Raw genomic sequence first — 15891 nt, forward strand, 5'->3', positions numbered from 1 at the left:
CGGCACCCCCGGCGGCCGGGGCCCGGGCCCCGGCCGCCACGCCGGGCCGCGTCAGCGCACGCAGCGGTCGGAGAGGGCGTAGCGCACCAGCACCACGTCGCCGATCTGGCGCACCTCGGCCACCCTGGCCCGCCGGCCCGGGTGCCACGGGTATCGGCCGTCGCCCACGAAGCGCGGCGCCCGGCAGTCACCCACGAAGAACGGCGCGAGGACCAGGTGCAACTCGTCGACGAGGCCGGCGGCGAGGAACTGGGCGTGCACCGTCCCGCCGCCCTCGACCATCAGCCGGCGTACGCCCCGGACGGCCAGGTCGGCGACCACGGCCGGAAGGTCCACGGGATCACCGCCGTCGACCACGTCGGCGAGGTGGCCGACCCGCTCCCGGGTCTTCTCCAGCGCGCCGCTCGCGCAGTACACCAGGCGCTCCGCCTCGCCGGCGGTGAAGAACCGGGCCCCGGGATCGAGGTCGCCGCAGGCGGTCACGGTGACCTTGGCGGGTGTCGCCGGCAGTCCCCGCGCCACCCGCTCCGCCCGCCGCCCGGCCGAGCGCACCAGCAGTCGCGGGTCGTCGCGGCGGACCGTGCCCGCGCCCACCAGGATCGCGTCGCAGCTCGCCCGCACCTCGTCGATCCGGTCGAAGTCGTCCTCGTTGGAGAGCAGCAGCCGCTGGTCGGTGGCGTCGTCGATGTAGCCGTCGATGGAGGTGGCGCAGCTGAGCAGCACGTACGGCCGCGCCGGCTGCGGCGTCACCGGACGGCCGGGAGGTCGGGGGTGCGGGCCGCCCGGCCGGCCTTGGCCGCCAGGTAGTCGGCGTTGGCCGGGGACAGGTACAGCCCGGTCGGCACCCGCTCGGTCACCGTCACGCCCAGCCGGTCCAACTGGAGCGCCTTCTCCGGATTGTTGCTGAGCAGCGCGATGCCCGTGACGCCGAGGGTGGCCAGCATCTGGGCGGCGGCCGAGTAGTCCCGCTCGTCCTCGCCGTGGCCCAGCGCCACGTTCGCCTCGTAGGTGTCCAGGCCGGCGTCCTGGAGGGCGTACGCGTCGAGCTTGGCGTACAGGCCGATGCCCCGGCCCTCCTGCCGAAGGTAGAGGAGGAAGCCACCGGCGTCCGCGATCCGCTCGACCGCCTCGCGCAGCTGCGGGCCGCAGTCGCAGCGCTGGCTGCCGAACACGTCCCCGGTCAGGCACTCGCTGTGCGGACGCACCAGCGGGGCGGCGCCTCCGGCGGCGTGCCGGTCGAGGGCGCCCGCCCAGTCACCGAGACCGAACGCGAGGTGCTCCCGGCCGTCGACCAGCCCCTTGAAGGTGAACAGGCGGGCGGTCGTGGCGTACCCGTCCGGGAACCGCAACGGCACGGTGACCTGGGTGCGGATCGTCGCGACAGGGAGTGCTTCCGACATGGGTCTCCTTCGTCCAGCGCGACCCGGTGGGGCCGCGCGTTCCGGCACCGTGCCATCACTCAACCACGCAGGGCCCGGTCCCGCCCTTCGAGCGGCGGCCGATCCGCCGACCGAGCAGGACGACGGCGCCCGGCAGGCTGGCGACCAGCACCAGCGCCCCGTACACCGTGGCGGTCGCGACCCCCTGCGCGGCGGTCAGGCCGGCGGCGCCGAACGCCCACGCGGCCACCCCCTCCCGCGGGCCGAAACCGGCGACGTTCAGCGGCAGGCCCATCGCCAGCAGGGCGAGCAGGATGAGCGGGAGCAGCCGGGGCAGGGACGCGGTGGCGCCCGCGGTGCGGGCCGCGACCACGAACGTGGCGAGGTGACCGGCGACCATCACCGCGGAGGCGACCAGGATCCCGAGCCAGAGGCGGCGGGCCAGCAGCCCCGACCGGACGTCGGCGACCGCCCCGCGCGCCGCCCGGGCCCACCGGGACCGGCCGGCGCGGGGTAGCAGCCGGGCCAACAGCACCGCGCCGAGGGCCCCGGCGGCCAGCAGGGCGGCGACCGTCGGCAGGTACGGCCGCACGGGTGACGGGAACGCGGCGAGCAGCACCAGCGCGAGGACCACCTGGACCACCTGACCGGCGGTGCGCTCCCAGACCACCGCGCGGACGCCCCGCGCGACGTCACCGGCGTCCCGCCCGTGCCGCACCGCCCGGTGCACGTCGCCGAGCACGCCGCCGGGGAGCGTCGCGTTGAGGAAGACCGCCCGGTAGCAGTGCGCCACGGCGGTCCGCAGCGGCAGCCGGACGCCGAGCCCGCCCGCCACGAGGCTCCACCGCCACGCGCCGCAGACCGTGGTCACCGCCCCGATGGCGAGAGCCGCGACGAGCGCCCGGCCGTCGATCAGCGCCAGACCGTCGAGGAACGGCCCGCCGCCCACCTGCCACAGCAGCGCGGCGAGCAGGCCGATCCCGCCGAGTGCCCGCGCCCACGACCAGAACATCGCGCCGGTCCTCCCCATCGAAGATCGCTCTCATCGATAGGCACGGGCCGAGCGGGCGAACGGTTCAGCCGGCGAGCAGGTCCTCGTGCTCGACCACCACCGTGAGCCGGCCCGCCGCCGCCTCGGCCAGGCGGCGCCGGGCGTACCCGACCGCCCGGTCGACCAGCTCGGGCCGCTGCTCGCAGGCCGCGTCGACCCAGCCCCGGAACCACTCGGCGGTCAGCCGCGCCTGGCCCGGGCCGAGCCGCCACGGGCTGGGCCGGCGGCGGACCGGCACGCCGTGCCGGGCGAAGGCGGCCACCGTGGCGTCCACGGCGTCGGGCCCCAGCAGCGGCCGACCGTCGACGGCGCGGCGCTGATGGTCGTTGAACGCGGCGGCGATCTCCGCGTCCAGCGGGTCGGCCGGGGTGAGCCGCACCCGACCCGTGACGGAGATCATCAGCAGGGTCGGGCCGACCGCGCCGACGCAGGCGGCCACCGTCCGCTCGATCTCCTCCGCCGTGAGCATGTCCAGCAGCGCGGACGCCGTCACCAGGTCCGCCCCGGCGAGGTCCGTGCTGGTGAGCCGGGTGAGGTCGACCCGCCGGGTGGTCACCGACACGGCGGCGCCGTCGGCGGCGGCCACGCCGCCCGACCCGGCCGACCGGGCGGCCAGGGCCAGCAGCTCGGGGTCGCGGTCGTACAGGGTCCAGTGCTGCGGCCCCGGCAGGAGCGGCGCGAGCCAGCGCAGCATCGAGCCGGTGCCGCTGCCCAGGTCGTGGACGACCAGCGGGCCGCCGGCCGGGAGCCGGTCGCGGACGGCGTCGACCAGCGTGGCGGCGCGGGCCGCCGCGTCGGCGGGCTCCCGCAGCCCGAGCCAGGCCGCGAAGGGCAGCAGGACGTCCGTGGTCACGCCGTCACCTCCGCGAGCACCGCCGCGACCCGTTGCGCCGTCTCCGGCCAGCCGGCGAGCGTCCCCCGCCGGTCCCGCGCCACCCGGCCGAGTCGGGCCCGCAGGTCGGCGTCGTCCAGCCAGCGGCGCAGCGCGGCGGCCAGCGCCGCCGGGTCCTCCGGCGGCACCAGCAGCCCCGGGATCCCGCCGCCGGGTGCCCGGCCCAGCGCCTCGGGCAGGCCGCCCGTGGCCGTGCCGAGCACCGGGACGCCGCGGGCCAGGGCCTCGGTGACCACCATGCCGTACGTCTCGGCGCGCGACGGGAGCACGAGCAGGTCGGCGGCGGCGTACGCGGCGTCCAGCGCCGGCCCGGTGGACGGCCCGGCCAGCCGTACCCGCGCGGCCAGCCCGTCGGCGGAGAGCCTCGTGCGCAGGTCGGCGACGAAGCCGGGGTCCCGGGTGAGCGCGCCGACGCAGACGCACGTCCAGGGCAGCTCCGGGATCAGCGCGAGCGCCGCGGCCAGCACGTCGTGACCCTTCGTCGGAGTGACCGCCGCGACGCAGAGCAGGGATCCGCCGGTGCCGGAACCGGCCGCCAGCGGCGCGGGGTCCACCCCGGGGGCGGCCACGTGCACGCGGACGGCGGGCAGGCCGTACCGGTCGCGCAGGCGATCGCGCGTCCAGCCGCTGGTGGTCACCACCGCGCGGGCCAGCGACAGCGCCCGGGCCTCGGCGTCGTGCCCCAGCGGCATGTGCACCAGGACGACCAGCCGCAGCCGGTCGGCCTGCGGGGCCAGCACCTCCGGCGTGGCCGAGGCGACCAGCCCGTCGATCAGGACCGCCGCGCCGTCGGGCAGCGCCGCGAGCACCCCGCCGAGCGCCGCCCGGGCGGCGCCGTCCGGCCGTGGCCACTCCCCGGCGACCGGGTGTTCCCGTACGGTCCAGCCCCGCTCGGCGAGGCCCTGGCAGACGCGGCGGTCGTAGTGGTTGCCGCCGCTGGGCGAGGCCGGGTCGTCAATGTCGTTGGGCAGCACGACGTGCACCTCGCCGCCGGTCACCTCCTCCGGTGCCGCCGCCGGTGCGGCGGAGCGTCTCACAGGGCCCGCTCGTAGCTGGCCCAGGCCACGTGCGACTCGTGCAGGGTCACGGTGACCCCCGCCAGTCCGCGCGCCCCCTCGCCGAGCCGGCCGGCGTGCACGCGCTCGACGAGCCGGTCGGCGACCGTACGGGCGAGCACCTCGGTGGTGGTGTTGACCCCGGCGAACGCCGGCTCGTCGTCGAGGTTCCGGTAGGTGAGCTCGCCGAGGACCGCCTTGAGCTGCTCGGTCGCCAGACCGATGTCGACCACCACGCCGTCCGCGTCCAGCTCGGCACGGCGGAACGTGGCGTCCACCACGAACGTCGCGCCGTGCAAGCGCTGGGCGGGCCCGAAGACCTCGCCGCGGAAGCTGTGGGCGATCATCATGTGATCACGGACGGTCACACTGAACACGGTCACTCCTCGTCGTAGCTGATGAGGTGGCAGAGGGCGGGCAGGTCGCCCGAGGTCAGGCGGCTCAGCACGTCGGGCAGCTCCGCGAAGCGGGACGTCCCGGTGATCAACGCGTCGAACGCGGGGTCGGCGAGCAGGTCCAGGGCCAGCGCGAGCCGGTCGGCGTAGCTGCGGCTGCCCCGCCGGGCCGGCGCCACGGTGCCCACCTGGCTGCCCCGGATCGTCAACCGGCCACTGTGGAACGCCCCGCCCAGCGACAGCTGCACCGGGCGGTCGCCGTACCAGCTCAGCTCGACGACGGTGCCCTCGGGCACGAGCAGGTCCAGCGAGCGCTGCAGGCCGGCGGCCGTGGCGCTGGCGTGCACCACGAGGTCCCGCCCGCCGGCCGCGGCGTCGGGGGACGCGAAGTCGACGCCGAGCGCCTCCGCGACGGCGGCCCGGCCCGGATCGGTGTCGACGAGTTCCACGCGGACGCCGGGGAAGCGGGCGAGCAGCGCCGCCACGCAGCAGCCCACCATCCCCGCGCCCACCACGGTGACCCGGTCGCCGAGCAGCGGGCCGGCGTCCCAGAGCGCGTTCACGGCCGTCTCCACCGTGCCGGCGAGCACCGCCCGGGAGGCCGGCACGGTGTCGGGCACCGGGACCACCGCCGAGGCCGGCACCACGTACGCGGTCTGGTGGGGGTACAGGCAGAACACGGTCCGGCCGCGCAGCCGCGCCGGGCCCTGCTCCACGACACCGACGTTGAGGTAGCCGTACTTCACCGGCGCCGGGAAGTCACCGTCCTGGAAGGGGGCGCGCATCACGGCGTACTGGTCGGCCGGCACCCGGCCGGAGAACACCAGCGTCTCGGTGCCCCGACTCACCCCGGACCAGCGGGTACGCACCCGCACCTCGTCCGGGCCGGGCTCGGGCAGGCCCACCGGGCGGATCTCCCCCTCGCCGGGCGTACGGAGCCAGAAGGCGTGCGCCTCACGGGTCACCGGCTGCTCCTTCACTGCGCCCCGACCGAACCGAACGGTCGTCGTTTCCGTGTTCCCTGGCAGGGTCGTCGATCATAAACACGGAGGCACGGTGCGAACGGTTCGAACTGGTCCCCTGGTCGGGCTGACTGCCCAGATCGCCCTGCTCGCCGTCCTCGCGGCCACCACCGGCCTGGGCGGCGCGGGCTGGCTGGCCGGCGCCGGCTACGGCGTGGTGAGCGCCGCCCTGCTCAGCCGAGGGCTGCGCCGCGCCGGCGCCGGGCGGCTCGGTCCGGCGGACCGGGTGACGCTCACCCGGTCGGTGCTGGTCGGCGCCGTGACCGCGCTGGTCGCCGATGCGACCGCCCGGCCCGCGCCGGTCGGTGTGCTCGTCACCCTCGCCGCGGTGGCGCTGCTGCTGGACGCGGTCGACGGCCGGGTGGCCCGCCGGACGGGCACAGCCAGCGTGCTGGGCGCCCGCTTCGACATGGAGGTCGACGCGATCCTCCTGCTCGTGCTCAGCGTGCACGTCGCCCCGACCGCCGGGGTCTGGGTGCTGGCCGTCGGCGGGATGCGGTACGCGTTCGTCGCCGCCGGCTGGGCGCTGCCGTGGATGCGGGGCACCCTGCCGCCCCGGCAGTGGCGCAAGGTCGTCGCGGCGTGCCAGGGAGTCGTGCTGACCGCGGCCGCGCTGCGGCCGGGGCCGTTGGCCACGCTGCTCGTGGCGGCCGCGCTGGCCCTGCTCGTCGAGTCGTTCGGCCGGGACGTCCGGTGGCTGTGGCGGCACCGGTCGCCGCGGAGCCGGACGCGACCGGCTGGTGGGACCATCCGCCCCGAGGCGCTCGGGAACGGCACTCCTGCCCCGCCACCGGCCACGTCCGGCGCGCCGCCCCACACCCCGGCCCGTGTCCCGGCACCGGCCGCCTCCGGCGCACCGGCCCGCCCTCCGGCGCTGGCCGCCCCGGGCCCACGCTCCGCCGGCTGGGGACGCTGATGCGGTCGCCCGAGGCGGGGCGCCCGCGACGCCGGGGAGACGGCGAGCCGGACGACGCCGGCACGGTGGGTCCCGCTCCCGGCCCGGACGACGCCGGGCCGGGGCGTACGCCAGCCGGCCGCCCGGCGTGGCGGCTCGCCCTCTCCGGGCTCGTCAGCGCGCTCGCCGTCCTGCTGGTCCTCGCCGCCCTGGTCGGCCCGGACCGCGCCGACCGGCTCGACGCCACCGCGTTCCTGCGGATCCCCCTCGAGGGTCTGCTCGGGCTCGCCCTGCTGATCGCGCTGCCGCCGCGCGGGCGACGGGCGGTGGTGCTCGTGGCCGGCCCGGCGCTGGGCCTGCTCGCCGTGCTCCGCCTCGCCGACCTGGGTTTTCGCACCGCCCTCTCCCGGCCGTTCGACCTCGTGCTCGACTGGGCGCTGCTCGACGACGCGTACGGCTTCCTCAGCGACGCCGTGGGCCGGGCCGGCGCCGTCGGGGCGGCGGTCGGCGCGGCGCTGCTGGCGGCCGCGCTGCTGGTGTCGATGACGTTCGCCGTGCGGCGGGTGAGCCGGCTGGTGGCCCGGCACGACCGGGCCGCGACGCGCGCGGTCGCCGGACTCACCGTGGCCTGGGTGGCGTGCGCCGCGTTCGGCGTGCCGGTGGCCGACACCGGCACGACGGCGCTGGTCGAGGCGCACGCCGCGCAGGTGCGCGACCGCCTGCACGACCGGGGTGCCTTCGCCGCCGAGCTCACCACCGACCCGTTCCGGGACACGCCCGCCGACCGGTTGCTCACCGCGCTGCGCGGCAAGGACGTGGTCCTGGCGTTCGTGGAGAGCTACGGGCGCAGCGCCGTCGAGGACCCGGAGCTCTCCTCCGGGGTCAACCCGGTCCTCGACGCGGGCTACGACCGGCTGCGGGCCGCCGGGTACGACGCGCGCAGCGGCTTCCTCACCTCCCCCACCACGGGCGGCGGCAGCTGGCTGGCCCACGACACGCTGCTGTCCGGGCTCTGGATCGACAACGAGCAGCGGCACCGTGCCCTGCTCGCCAGCGACCGGCTCACCCTCAACAGCGCGTTCCGCCGCGCCGGCTGGCGCACGGTGGGTGTCATGCCGGCGGCCACCCAGCCCTGGCCGGAGGGCGCGTTCTTCGGCTACGACGGGTACTACGACACCGCGGGTCTCGGCTACCGCGGCCCCAAGTTCAGCTACGCCCCCATGCCGGACCAGTACACGCTCGCGACGTTCCAGCGCGCCGAACGCGCACCGAAGGACCGGCCGCCGGTGATGGCGGAGATCCCGCTGATCTCCAGTCACTCACCGTGGACGGCGGTGCCGCGACTCGTCGGGTGGGACGAGGTCGGCGACGGTTCGGTGTTCGCGCACGCCGCCGCCCGCGTCGAGGGCCCGGGGGACGCCGTGGGGCGCGGCGGCACGGAGGTGCGGGCCGGCTACCGGCAGGCGATCGCGTACTCGTTGGAGACGCTGGTCTCGTACGTCGAGACCTACGGCGACGACGATTTGGTGCTGGTCTTCCTCGGCGACCACCAGCCGGCGCCGGTGGTGACCGGCCCGGACGCCAGTCGGGACGTCCCCGTCACCCTGGTCGCCCGGGACCCGGCCGTGTTCGACCGGATCACCGGCTGGGGCTGGCAGGCCGGCCTGCGTCCCCGGCCGGACGCGCCGGTCTGGCCGATGGACGCCTTCCGCGACCGGTTCCTCACCGCGTTCGGGTCGGTACCGGGCACGGCGGCCGCCCACCCGGCCCGGTGACGGGGCGCTGTTCCGCGCCTCACAATCGTCAGCCTGAACTGTTCAGTCCAGGCTGACGGTTCTAGCGTGGGGCTGGTGACCGGTAGCGACGTCCCCGCCGACGCGGCCCGGCTCGCGCACGAGCTGCGGGTGGTGTTCAGCCGGCTCCGCCGTCGACTGCGCGAGGTCCCCGACCGCGACGGTCTCACCGCCTCGCAGGCCTCGGTGCTGAGCCGGCTCGCCACGACCGGTCCCGCCTCCGCCAGCGACCTGGCCGCCGCCGAGCGCGTCCGACCCCAGTCGATGGCCGCGATCCTCGCCCCGCTGGGCGAGCAGGGCCTGGTCGCGCGCACCCCCGACCCGGCCGACGGGCGCCGCCAGGTCGTCTCGCTCACCGACGCCGGTCAGGCACGCGTCGAGGGCGACCGGCAGGTGCGTGAGGAGTGGCTGGCCCGCGCCCTGCGGGAGCGCTACACCGACGCCGAGCGGCGCACGATCGTCGAGGCGCTCACCCTGCTCGACCGCCTCACCGGATCATGACGACCCGCGCCACCCCGGCGGAGACCGCACGCGAGGCCGGACGCCCGCCCGGCTTCGACCGTCGGCTCGTCGCGCCCATGATCCTCGGCGCCGTGCTCAACCCGATCAACTCCTCCATGATCGCCGTCGCGCTGGTGCCGATCGGGGCGACGTTCGGCGCGCCCCCGTCGCGTACCGCCTGGCTCGTCTCGGCGCTCTACCTCGCCACCGCGATCGGGCAGCCCGTCGTCGGGCGGCTGGTCGACCGGTACGGCCCGCGCCGGCTCTACCTGGCCGGCACCGCGCTGACCGGCGTCGCCGGCCTGCTCGGAGTCCTCGCGCCGTCGCTGGGCGTGCTGGTCGTCGCCCGGGTGCTGCTGGGGCTCGGCACCTGTGCGGGCTACCCCGCCGCGATGTCCCTGCTGCGGCACGAGTCCCGGCGCACGGGCGAGGACAACCCCGGCGGGGTGCTCACCGCGCTGGCGATCTCCGCGCAGACCGTCGCCGCGGTCGGGCCCAGCCTCGGCGGGCTGCTCATCGGCGTCGGCGGCTGGCACACGATCTTCGCGGTCAACATCCCGCTCGCCCTGGCCTGCCTGTTCCTCGGCGCCCGCCGGATGCCGAGGACCGCCACCACCGCGTCCGGCGGGCTGGACCTACCCGGGATGGCGCTGTTCGCCGTGCTGCTGACCGCCGTGCTGCTGTTGCTCATGAGCCCCCGCCTCGGCAACCTCTACCTGCTGCCGGTCGCCGTGGCCGCCGGCGCCGGGCTGGTCGTCCGCGAGCTGCGCACCGCCGAGCCCTTCCTCGACCTGCGGGTGCTCGGCGGGAACCTGCCGCTGCTCGCGACGTACGGCCGCAACCTGCTCACCTTCACCGTCTCCTACGCCTGGCTCTACGGCTACACCCAGTGGCTGGAGGAGGGTCGGGGCCTGTCCGCCTCGGCCGCCGGGTTCATCCTGCTGCCGCTGTTCGTGACCGCGATCGCGGTGTCGGCGCTGACCGGGCGCCGTCGTGGCGTACGCGGCAAGCTGCTGGTCGGCGCGGGCACGCAGCTCGCCGCCTGCGCCCTGCTGCTGCTCGTGCAGCCGGACAGCGGCTTGTGGCTGCTCGTCGTCGTGGCCGTGCTCGCCGGCGTACCCCAGGGACTGCTCGGCCTGGCCAACCAGAACGCCCTCTACCACCAGGCCGACCCGGCGCGGATCGGGTCCTCGGCCGGTCTGCTGCGCACGTTCACCTACCTCGGCGCGATGGTGGCCGCCGCCGCGAGCGCCGCCACCTTCGGCCCCGGCGCCGACACCGCCGGCCTGCACGAACTGGCGCTGGTCATGCTCGCCAGCGCCGCGCTGCTGCTCGTCGTGGTCCTGCCCGACCGCTCGCTACGCCGGATCGGCACGCCGACCGGCGCGGCGTCCGGCTGACGGACCGCCGAACCCCCCGAAAGGACACCTCATGGCCCTCACCACCCTCGACCCGCGCACCGCCCTCGTGCTCGTCGACCTCCAGCGCGGCATCGTGGCGGCGCCCACCGCGCCCCACCCGGCGGCCGAGGTGGTGGCGCGCGGCGTCCGACTCGCCGACGCCTTCCGCGCCGCCGGGCTCCCGGTCGTGCTGGTGCGGGTCACCGCCGCGCCCGACGGGTCCGACGCGACCCCGGGCCGCACCGACCGCGCTCCGGCCGGGCCCCGCCCCCGGGGCTGGGACGTGCTCGTCGACGAGCTGGGCGGGCACCCGGGCGACATCGTGGTCACCAAGCGGAACTGGGGCGCCTTCCACGGCACCGACCTGGACCTCCAACTGCGCCGCCGGGGGGTGACCCAGATCGTGTTGGGCGGCATCGCCACGAGCATCGGCGTGGAGTCGACCGCGCGGGCGGCGCACGAGCACGGCTACCACGTCACCCTCGCCACCGACGCGATGACCGACCTCGACGCCGAGGCTCACCGCGGCAGCATTGAGCGGATCTTCCCCCGGCTCGGCGAGACCGGTACCACCACGGAGGTGCGCGACCTGCTGGCCCGGACGCACGGCTGACGGCGCCGGCGAATCGCCGGAAACTCTCCGCCGTCCGCTGTCCGGATCGGGTCGGCTCGTTCGTCACCCTGGTGCAGTCACCACGAGAAGGAGTGAGGCGTGAAGTACCTGATGTTCGTCTGCACCGACACCGAGCCCGACGCCGATCCGACGGCGGCGCCGGACGTCGAGCAGTGGGTGGCCGAGCGGGACGCGCGGGGCCAGCGGCTGGCGGGTGACCGGCTGGCCCCGGCGACCGCGGCCACCACCGTCCGCGTCCGTGGCGGGGAGCTGCTGACCACCGACGGGCCGTTCGCCGAGACCAAGGAGGTGATCGTGGGCTTCGACCTGCTGGAGTGCGCCGATCTGGACGAGGCGATCGAGGTGGCCCGCAGCCACCCGATGGCGTACGCCGGCCGGATCGAGCTGCGGCCGTTCGCGGACCCGGACGCCTGAGTCGGTGTCGGACGCGTCCCGGGCGGTGGCCGTCGCGGGCCGGGAGTCCTTCGCGCGCATCGTGGCGACGCTGATCCGGGTGACCGGTGACTGGACGCTCGCCGAGGACTGCGCGCAGGAGGCCCTGGCTCTCGCCGTCGAACGCTGGCCGCGGGACGGGGTGCCCGCCAATCCGGGCGGCTGGCTGATGACGGTCGCCCGGAACCGGGCCGTCGACGTGGTGCGCCGCGCCGACGTGGAGCGCCGCAAGCTGCGTGAGCTGGCGCCGCTCTCCCGCCCGGAGTCGGCGCCGGACGTGGTCGGGGAGGAGGAGGTGGTGGACGACCGGCTGCGGCTCGTCTTCACCTGCTGCCACCCGGCGCTGGCGATGGAGGCACGGGTGGCGCTCACCCTGCGGACGGTGTGCGGGGTGAGCACCGCCGACATCGCCCGCGCCTTCCTGGTGAGCGAGTCGACCATGACCCGGCGGTTGACCCGGGCCAAGGCGAAGATCACCCAGGCCCGCATCCCGTACCGGGTACCGACCGGGCCGGCCCTGGTGGAGCGGCTGCCGGGCGTGCTGGCCGTGCTCTACCTGCTCTTCACCCGGGGCTACGACGCGGACGGCGAACCGGCCTTCGCGGACGAGGCGATCCGACTGGCCCGGCTGGTCGAGCGGCTGCTGCCCGGTCAACCGGAGGTCTCCGGCCTGCTCGCGCTCTTCCTGTTCCAGCACTCGCGCCGGGCCGCCCGCCGCGACCCGGAGGGCCGCCTGCTGACCCTCGACCGGCAGGACCGGTCGCGCTGGGACCACGCCGCCATCGCCGAGGGGCTCGACGCGCTGGCCCGGGCCGGCCAGGACGGTCCGTACGCCCTCCAGGCACACATCGCCGCGTGCCACGCGACCGCCCCCGGCCCGGCGGCGACGGACTGGCCGGCCATCGCCGGGTGGTACGACCGGCTCGCCGAGCGGCAGCCCTCGCCCGTGGTACGGCTGAACCGGGCGCTGGCGCACGGCTTCGCGTACGGGCCCGGGGCGGGGCTCGCCCTCCTGGCCGAGGCGCGTGCCGGCGGCGGCCTGGCGGGCTACCCGGGCGCGCTCGCCGTCGAGGCGGAGCTGACCGCGCGCACGGGTGACCGGGCCCGGGCCGTGACGCTGCTGCGGGAGGCCGCGGCGATCAGCGACGGGCCGGCCGAGCGCCGGGCGCTCACCGACCGGGCGGACGAGCTGGCGGCCGGCCCGTCGTGACACCACCGCGGCCCGGGGAGCGTCCCGGCCGCTCGGCGCCGGCTACGCGTTCGCGAACCGCAGGTGCCGGCGGCGGCGCAGCCGCAGGGCGGCGGCCAGGACCACCAGCAGGGTGAGGACGACCGCGAAGGTGACCCCCTGGACCAGCCCCCGCGTCAGGTAGCCGCCATCGGTGTGGTCGATGGCGTACGTGCCGATCTCCCGGCTGAACCAGAAGGGCAGCGCGCGGGTGATGCTGTCCGCCGGATCCATCACCATCTGGAGGCCGACCACGGTCAGGAGCACCAGCGTCCCCTCCAGCTCACGCGGCAGCACGGCGCTCAGCAGCAGCCCGAACGGGACGGCCACGACCACGGTGAGCGCCATGATGAGGGCGATCGCGCCGTACCGGACGTCGTGCTGGTCGACCAGGATGAGCACGAGGTACGGCAGCGAGAGCAGGACCCCGACGGTCCACAGGGCGAGCAGCCGCCCGAGCACCAGGTGCAGGCTGCCGTAGCCGGAGAGGCGCAGCCGGGGCTCGATGCCCCGCGCGCCGCTGCCGGCGAAGAGCGCCGCGGTGCTCAGCGCCCAGCCCAGGCCGAGGCAGACGAAGCGGATGGACTGGCCCAGGTGGTCGCCCCGGCGGCTGAGGTAGAAGGCCAGCGGGAGCAGCAGCAGGATGACCAGCACGGACCGCCGGCGCACCAGTTCGCGCAGGGCGGTCTCGGCCACCACGAGGATCTTGGTCATGCGTCGCGCTCCCGGGAGGCGGTCAGGTCGAGCACGATGTCGACACGGTCGAGCTGGTTGAGCAGGTGGGTGACGACCACGATGGCCTTGCCGGCGTCGCGCCAGCGCCACACCTCGTGCCAGAAGTCCAGGTAGGTGCCCCGGTCGAAGCCCTGGTACGGCTCGTCGAGCAGCAGGACGTCCGGCTCGCCCAGCCGGGCCAGCACCAGGTTCAGCTTCTGCCGCGTGCCGCCGGAGAGGTGCCGCGCCTGGGTCCGCCGGGGCGGCGTCCAGTCGAGCGCGGTGGCCCCGCGGCGACCGGCCCGGCGCGCCTCGCCGCGGCCCAGGCCGCGCCCGGCGCCGACGAGCACGAAGTGCTCCTCCGGGTCGAGGAACTCGGAGGTGCCGCCGTCCTGCGGGCAGTAGCCGAGGTCGCCGTTGACCTGCACGGTGCCGGCGTCGGGGCTCACCAGGCCGGCGCAGACGCGCAGGAACGTGCTCTTGCCGGCGCCGTTGGCGCCCACCACCGCGGCGATCTCACCGGCGCGCACCGTGAGGTCGACGCGGTCGAGGACGATCCGACCCCGGTACCGCTTCGTGATGCCCCGCGCGGCGAGCCGCACCGGGCCGGGCTGCCGGCGCGGCGGGCGCCGGTCCGGCCCGCCGAGGCTGTCGGCGACCGCCCGGGCGTACGCCTCCGGCGGGCCGAAGACCCGCAGCGGATGCTCCCCGCTCTCGGCGAGGTGCGTCGCCGCCTCGGCGACCACGTGTCCGGTCAGGTCGGGCCCCACCCCGTGCCGGCGTAGCTCGCCGGTGAGGGCGGCGAGCCAGGCGTTGTCGTTCACCGCTTCGGCTCCTCGCTCAGTATCGCGCCCACGCTGCCGGCGAAGGCGGTCCAGTCGGTGGCGGCGGCGCGCAGTGCCGCGCTGCCGGCCGGGCTGATCCGGTAGTACTTCCGGGCGGGGCCGGTCGCGCCCTCCCGCCAGTGCGCGGTGAGCAGGCCGGACCGCTGCAACCGCAGCAGCACCGGGTAGAGGGTGCCGCCCTGCACGGCGCCGAGCCCGTGGGCGCGCAGCGCCTGGGACAGCTCGTAGCCGTAGGACTCGCCCCGACTGACCAGCGCGAGCACGCAGAGGTCGAGCACCCCGCGCAGCCACTGCGCCCGCCGTTCCTGATCCATCCCCGCCCCTACCGCGATCATCCGTTGCCGGGAAGGAACCTAGCGCCGCAACCTAGATAGCGCAACAACCTACTGGGCCGCCCCACCTCGCCCGGCCCTGCGCCACGAGGGCCCGTGCGCGGGGGCCGGGGCACCCAGAGGTCGCGGGGGCTGCGCGGGGGCGGCCGGGGCTCAGGGGTGCGCGGGCCGGGGTTGGTCGACCGGGCAGGCGTAGGCGGTGCGGGCGCCCAGGGTCCAGCGGCGCACCGGAGCACCGCACCGACGGCACGTCTCGCGCTTGTAGACCCACCGCTCGTCCGGCGCCGTCGGGTCGCTCACCACCTGGCCGGCGTCACGGCCGAGCGCCAGGTACCGCACCGCGAGATCCCACACCTCACGCGCGGCGGCCGGGCCGATCCCCCGCGTGTCCGGGTCGAGGCCGGCCAGGAAGAGCAGCTCCGCACGCCACGCGTTGCCGATGCCCGCCCAGACCGACTGGTCCAGCACGGCCGCGCCGACCGCGCCACCGGCCCCCGCCAGGCGGCGCACCGCGTCGTCCGCGTCGGCGTCGGCCCGCAGCGGGTCCGGGCCCAGGGAGGCGCGCAGTGCGCGCTCGCCGTCGCCCGGGAGCGGTTCGCACCGGATGGGCGCGATCAGGTCGTACGCCACCGAGTCGGTGGCCAGCCGCAGGCGTACGCCCCCGCGCGGCGCCACGCTCGGGTCGCCGTGGCGCAGGAAGAGCCCGCGCATGCCGAGGTGCACGTGCAGCGTCGGGCTGTCGTCGAAGTGGTAGAGCAGGTGCTTGCCGTACGCCTCGACGGCCCGCAGCGTCCGCCCCGCGTAGGGGCCGGGGTCGAAGCGGCCCTGCGGGCTGGCGACCGCCGGGGCGCGGCCGGCGAGGTCCGAGTGCTGCTGCCGGGCGTACCGGTGGATGAGATGACCCTCGGGCATGCTCGCGGGTACCCCGCCCGGCTGGGCGGTAACGGCGGATTGGCCCGGCGGTGTCCGGGTTTCCGGCGCGTCATGGGGGAACTATGGGGGCGACCCCGACCGGAGTTCCCGAGGAGGCGACATGACCGTCAACCCGGACGACCCGCTGCGCGTACCGCCGGAGGCCGACGCGCTGGAGCAGAGCCAGCCGGTCGTGGACGACGCGGCGCAGGACGTCACCCCCACCACCCCGCCGCTGGACGCCACCGAGGCGGACGTCGCCGAGCAGGGCTCACCACCGCCGGGTGAGCAGGACTCGCTGACCTCCCTGCCCGAGGACGCCAACCCGGCCGACGCCCTGGAGCAACGCGAGTCGATCATCCCGGACGACGAGGACCACCGCGACTAACCCACCCACCCCGCCCCCGCACC

General features: G+C 76.4%; 18 protein-coding genes and 1 pseudogene. 8 read left to right on the top strand and 11 right to left on the bottom strand.

Features of this window, described 5'->3' with window-relative positions; translation table 11 throughout:
- Nucleotides 1-51: 51 nt before the first annotated feature.
- The 7 genes from SM573_RS22620 to SM573_RS22650 are packed head-to-tail and all read right to left on the bottom strand — an operon-like array spanning nt 52 to nt 5737.
- Nucleotides 52-750 carry a RibD family protein gene (locus tag SM573_RS22620; protein WP_474616992.1) on the bottom strand — a complete coding sequence of 233 codons (699 nt, stop codon included), beginning with the start codon at nt 748-750 and terminating at the stop codon, nt 52-54.
- Nucleotides 747-1400, bottom strand: a complete 654-nt coding sequence (locus SM573_RS22625; protein WP_474616993.1) for a GTP cyclohydrolase II — start codon at nt 1398-1400, stop codon at nt 747-749. Before SM573_RS22625 ends, SM573_RS22620 begins: the two co-directional genes overlap by 4 nt.
- A 55-nt stretch (nt 1401-1455) precedes the next feature.
- The gene (locus SM573_RS22630) at nt 1456-2409 is read right to left on the bottom strand and encodes a lysylphosphatidylglycerol synthase transmembrane domain-containing protein (RefSeq protein WP_474616994.1); all 954 of its coding nucleotides are present in this window, start codon (nt 2407-2409) and stop codon (nt 1456-1458) included.
- 46 nt (nt 2410-2455) lie between these two features.
- Nucleotides 2456-3283, bottom strand: a complete 828-nt coding sequence (locus SM573_RS22635) for a methyltransferase domain-containing protein (protein ID WP_474610568.1) — start codon at nt 3281-3283, stop codon at nt 2456-2458.
- The gene (locus tag SM573_RS22640) at nt 3280-4359 is read right to left on the bottom strand and encodes a glycosyltransferase family 4 protein (protein ID WP_474616995.1); all 1080 of its coding nucleotides are present in this window, start codon (nt 4357-4359) and stop codon (nt 3280-3282) included. The genes SM573_RS22635 and SM573_RS22640 overlap by 4 nt, the downstream gene beginning before the upstream one ends.
- On the bottom strand, nt 4356-4754 hold the full coding sequence (locus SM573_RS22645) for a 6-pyruvoyl trahydropterin synthase family protein (RefSeq protein WP_474610570.1): 399 nt from the start codon (nt 4752-4754) through the stop codon (nt 4356-4358). The genes SM573_RS22640 and SM573_RS22645 overlap by 4 nt, the downstream gene beginning before the upstream one ends.
- A 2-nt stretch (nt 4755-4756) precedes the next feature.
- Complete coding sequence (locus tag SM573_RS22650; protein WP_474610571.1) at nt 4757-5737, bottom strand: zinc-dependent alcohol dehydrogenase; 981 nt, start codon at nt 5735-5737, stop codon at nt 4757-4759.
- 91 nt (nt 5738-5828) lie between these two features.
- On the opposite strand from SM573_RS22650, the pseudogene SM573_RS22655 reads away from it, so the two are divergent.
- From SM573_RS22655 to SM573_RS22685, 7 genes and pseudogenes are all read left to right on the top strand, one after another.
- Nucleotides 5829-6530 (top strand): annotated as a pseudogene (locus tag SM573_RS22655) (CDP-alcohol phosphatidyltransferase family protein); the annotation flags it as partial.
- Between the two features lie 179 nt (nt 6531-6709).
- On the top strand, nt 6710-8464 hold the full coding sequence (locus SM573_RS22660; protein WP_474616996.1) for a sulfatase: 1755 nt from the start codon (nt 6710-6712) through the stop codon (nt 8462-8464).
- Between the two features lie 75 nt (nt 8465-8539).
- The gene (locus SM573_RS22665) at nt 8540-8983 is read left to right on the top strand and encodes a MarR family winged helix-turn-helix transcriptional regulator (protein WP_474610573.1); all 444 of its coding nucleotides are present in this window, start codon (nt 8540-8542) and stop codon (nt 8981-8983) included.
- Nucleotides 8980-10383: an MFS transporter gene (locus tag SM573_RS22670; RefSeq protein WP_474616997.1), complete on the top strand. Its 1404-nt coding sequence runs from the start codon at nt 8980-8982 to the stop codon at nt 10381-10383. Before SM573_RS22665 ends, SM573_RS22670 begins: the two co-directional genes overlap by 4 nt.
- Before the next feature lie 31 nt (nt 10384-10414).
- Nucleotides 10415-10996 carry a hydrolase gene (locus SM573_RS22675; protein ID WP_474610575.1) on the top strand — a complete coding sequence of 194 codons (582 nt, stop codon included), beginning with the start codon at nt 10415-10417 and terminating at the stop codon, nt 10994-10996.
- Between the two features lie 99 nt (nt 10997-11095).
- Nucleotides 11096-11431: a YciI family protein gene (locus tag SM573_RS22680; protein ID WP_474610576.1), complete on the top strand. Its 336-nt coding sequence runs from the start codon at nt 11096-11098 to the stop codon at nt 11429-11431.
- 4 nt (nt 11432-11435) lie between these two features.
- Nucleotides 11436-12659 carry an RNA polymerase sigma factor gene (locus tag SM573_RS22685; protein ID WP_474610577.1) on the top strand — a complete coding sequence of 408 codons (1224 nt, stop codon included), beginning with the start codon at nt 11436-11438 and terminating at the stop codon, nt 12657-12659.
- A gap of 42 nt (nt 12660-12701) precedes the next feature.
- Here SM573_RS22685 and SM573_RS22690 read toward each other — a convergent pair whose 3' ends face one another.
- The 4 genes from SM573_RS22690 to SM573_RS22705 all read right to left on the bottom strand — a co-directional run bounded on the left by SM573_RS22690 (nt 12702) and on the right by SM573_RS22705 (nt 15480).
- On the bottom strand, nt 12702-13391 hold the full coding sequence (locus tag SM573_RS22690) for a hypothetical protein (RefSeq protein ID WP_474610578.1): 690 nt from the start codon (nt 13389-13391) through the stop codon (nt 12702-12704).
- Complete coding sequence (locus tag SM573_RS22695; protein ID WP_474610579.1) at nt 13388-14215, bottom strand: ATP-binding cassette domain-containing protein; 828 nt, start codon at nt 14213-14215, stop codon at nt 13388-13390. Before SM573_RS22695 ends, SM573_RS22690 begins: the two co-directional genes overlap by 4 nt.
- On the bottom strand, nt 14212-14550 hold the full coding sequence (locus SM573_RS22700) for a PadR family transcriptional regulator (protein WP_474610580.1): 339 nt from the start codon (nt 14548-14550) through the stop codon (nt 14212-14214). Before SM573_RS22700 ends, SM573_RS22695 begins: the two co-directional genes overlap by 4 nt.
- Nucleotides 14551-14721: 171 nt before the next feature.
- Nucleotides 14722-15480, bottom strand: a complete 759-nt coding sequence (locus tag SM573_RS22705; RefSeq protein WP_474610581.1) for a DNA-formamidopyrimidine glycosylase family protein — start codon at nt 15478-15480, stop codon at nt 14722-14724.
- Between the two features lie 121 nt (nt 15481-15601).
- On the opposite strand from SM573_RS22705, the gene SM573_RS22710 reads away from it, so the two are divergent.
- A complete protein-coding gene (locus SM573_RS22710) occupies nt 15602-15868 on the top strand; it encodes a hypothetical protein (RefSeq protein WP_474610582.1) in 267 nt (88 codons plus the stop codon).
- Nucleotides 15869-15891 lie beyond the last annotated feature (23 nt).

This window comes from Micromonospora xinjiangensis (assembly GCF_056150165.1).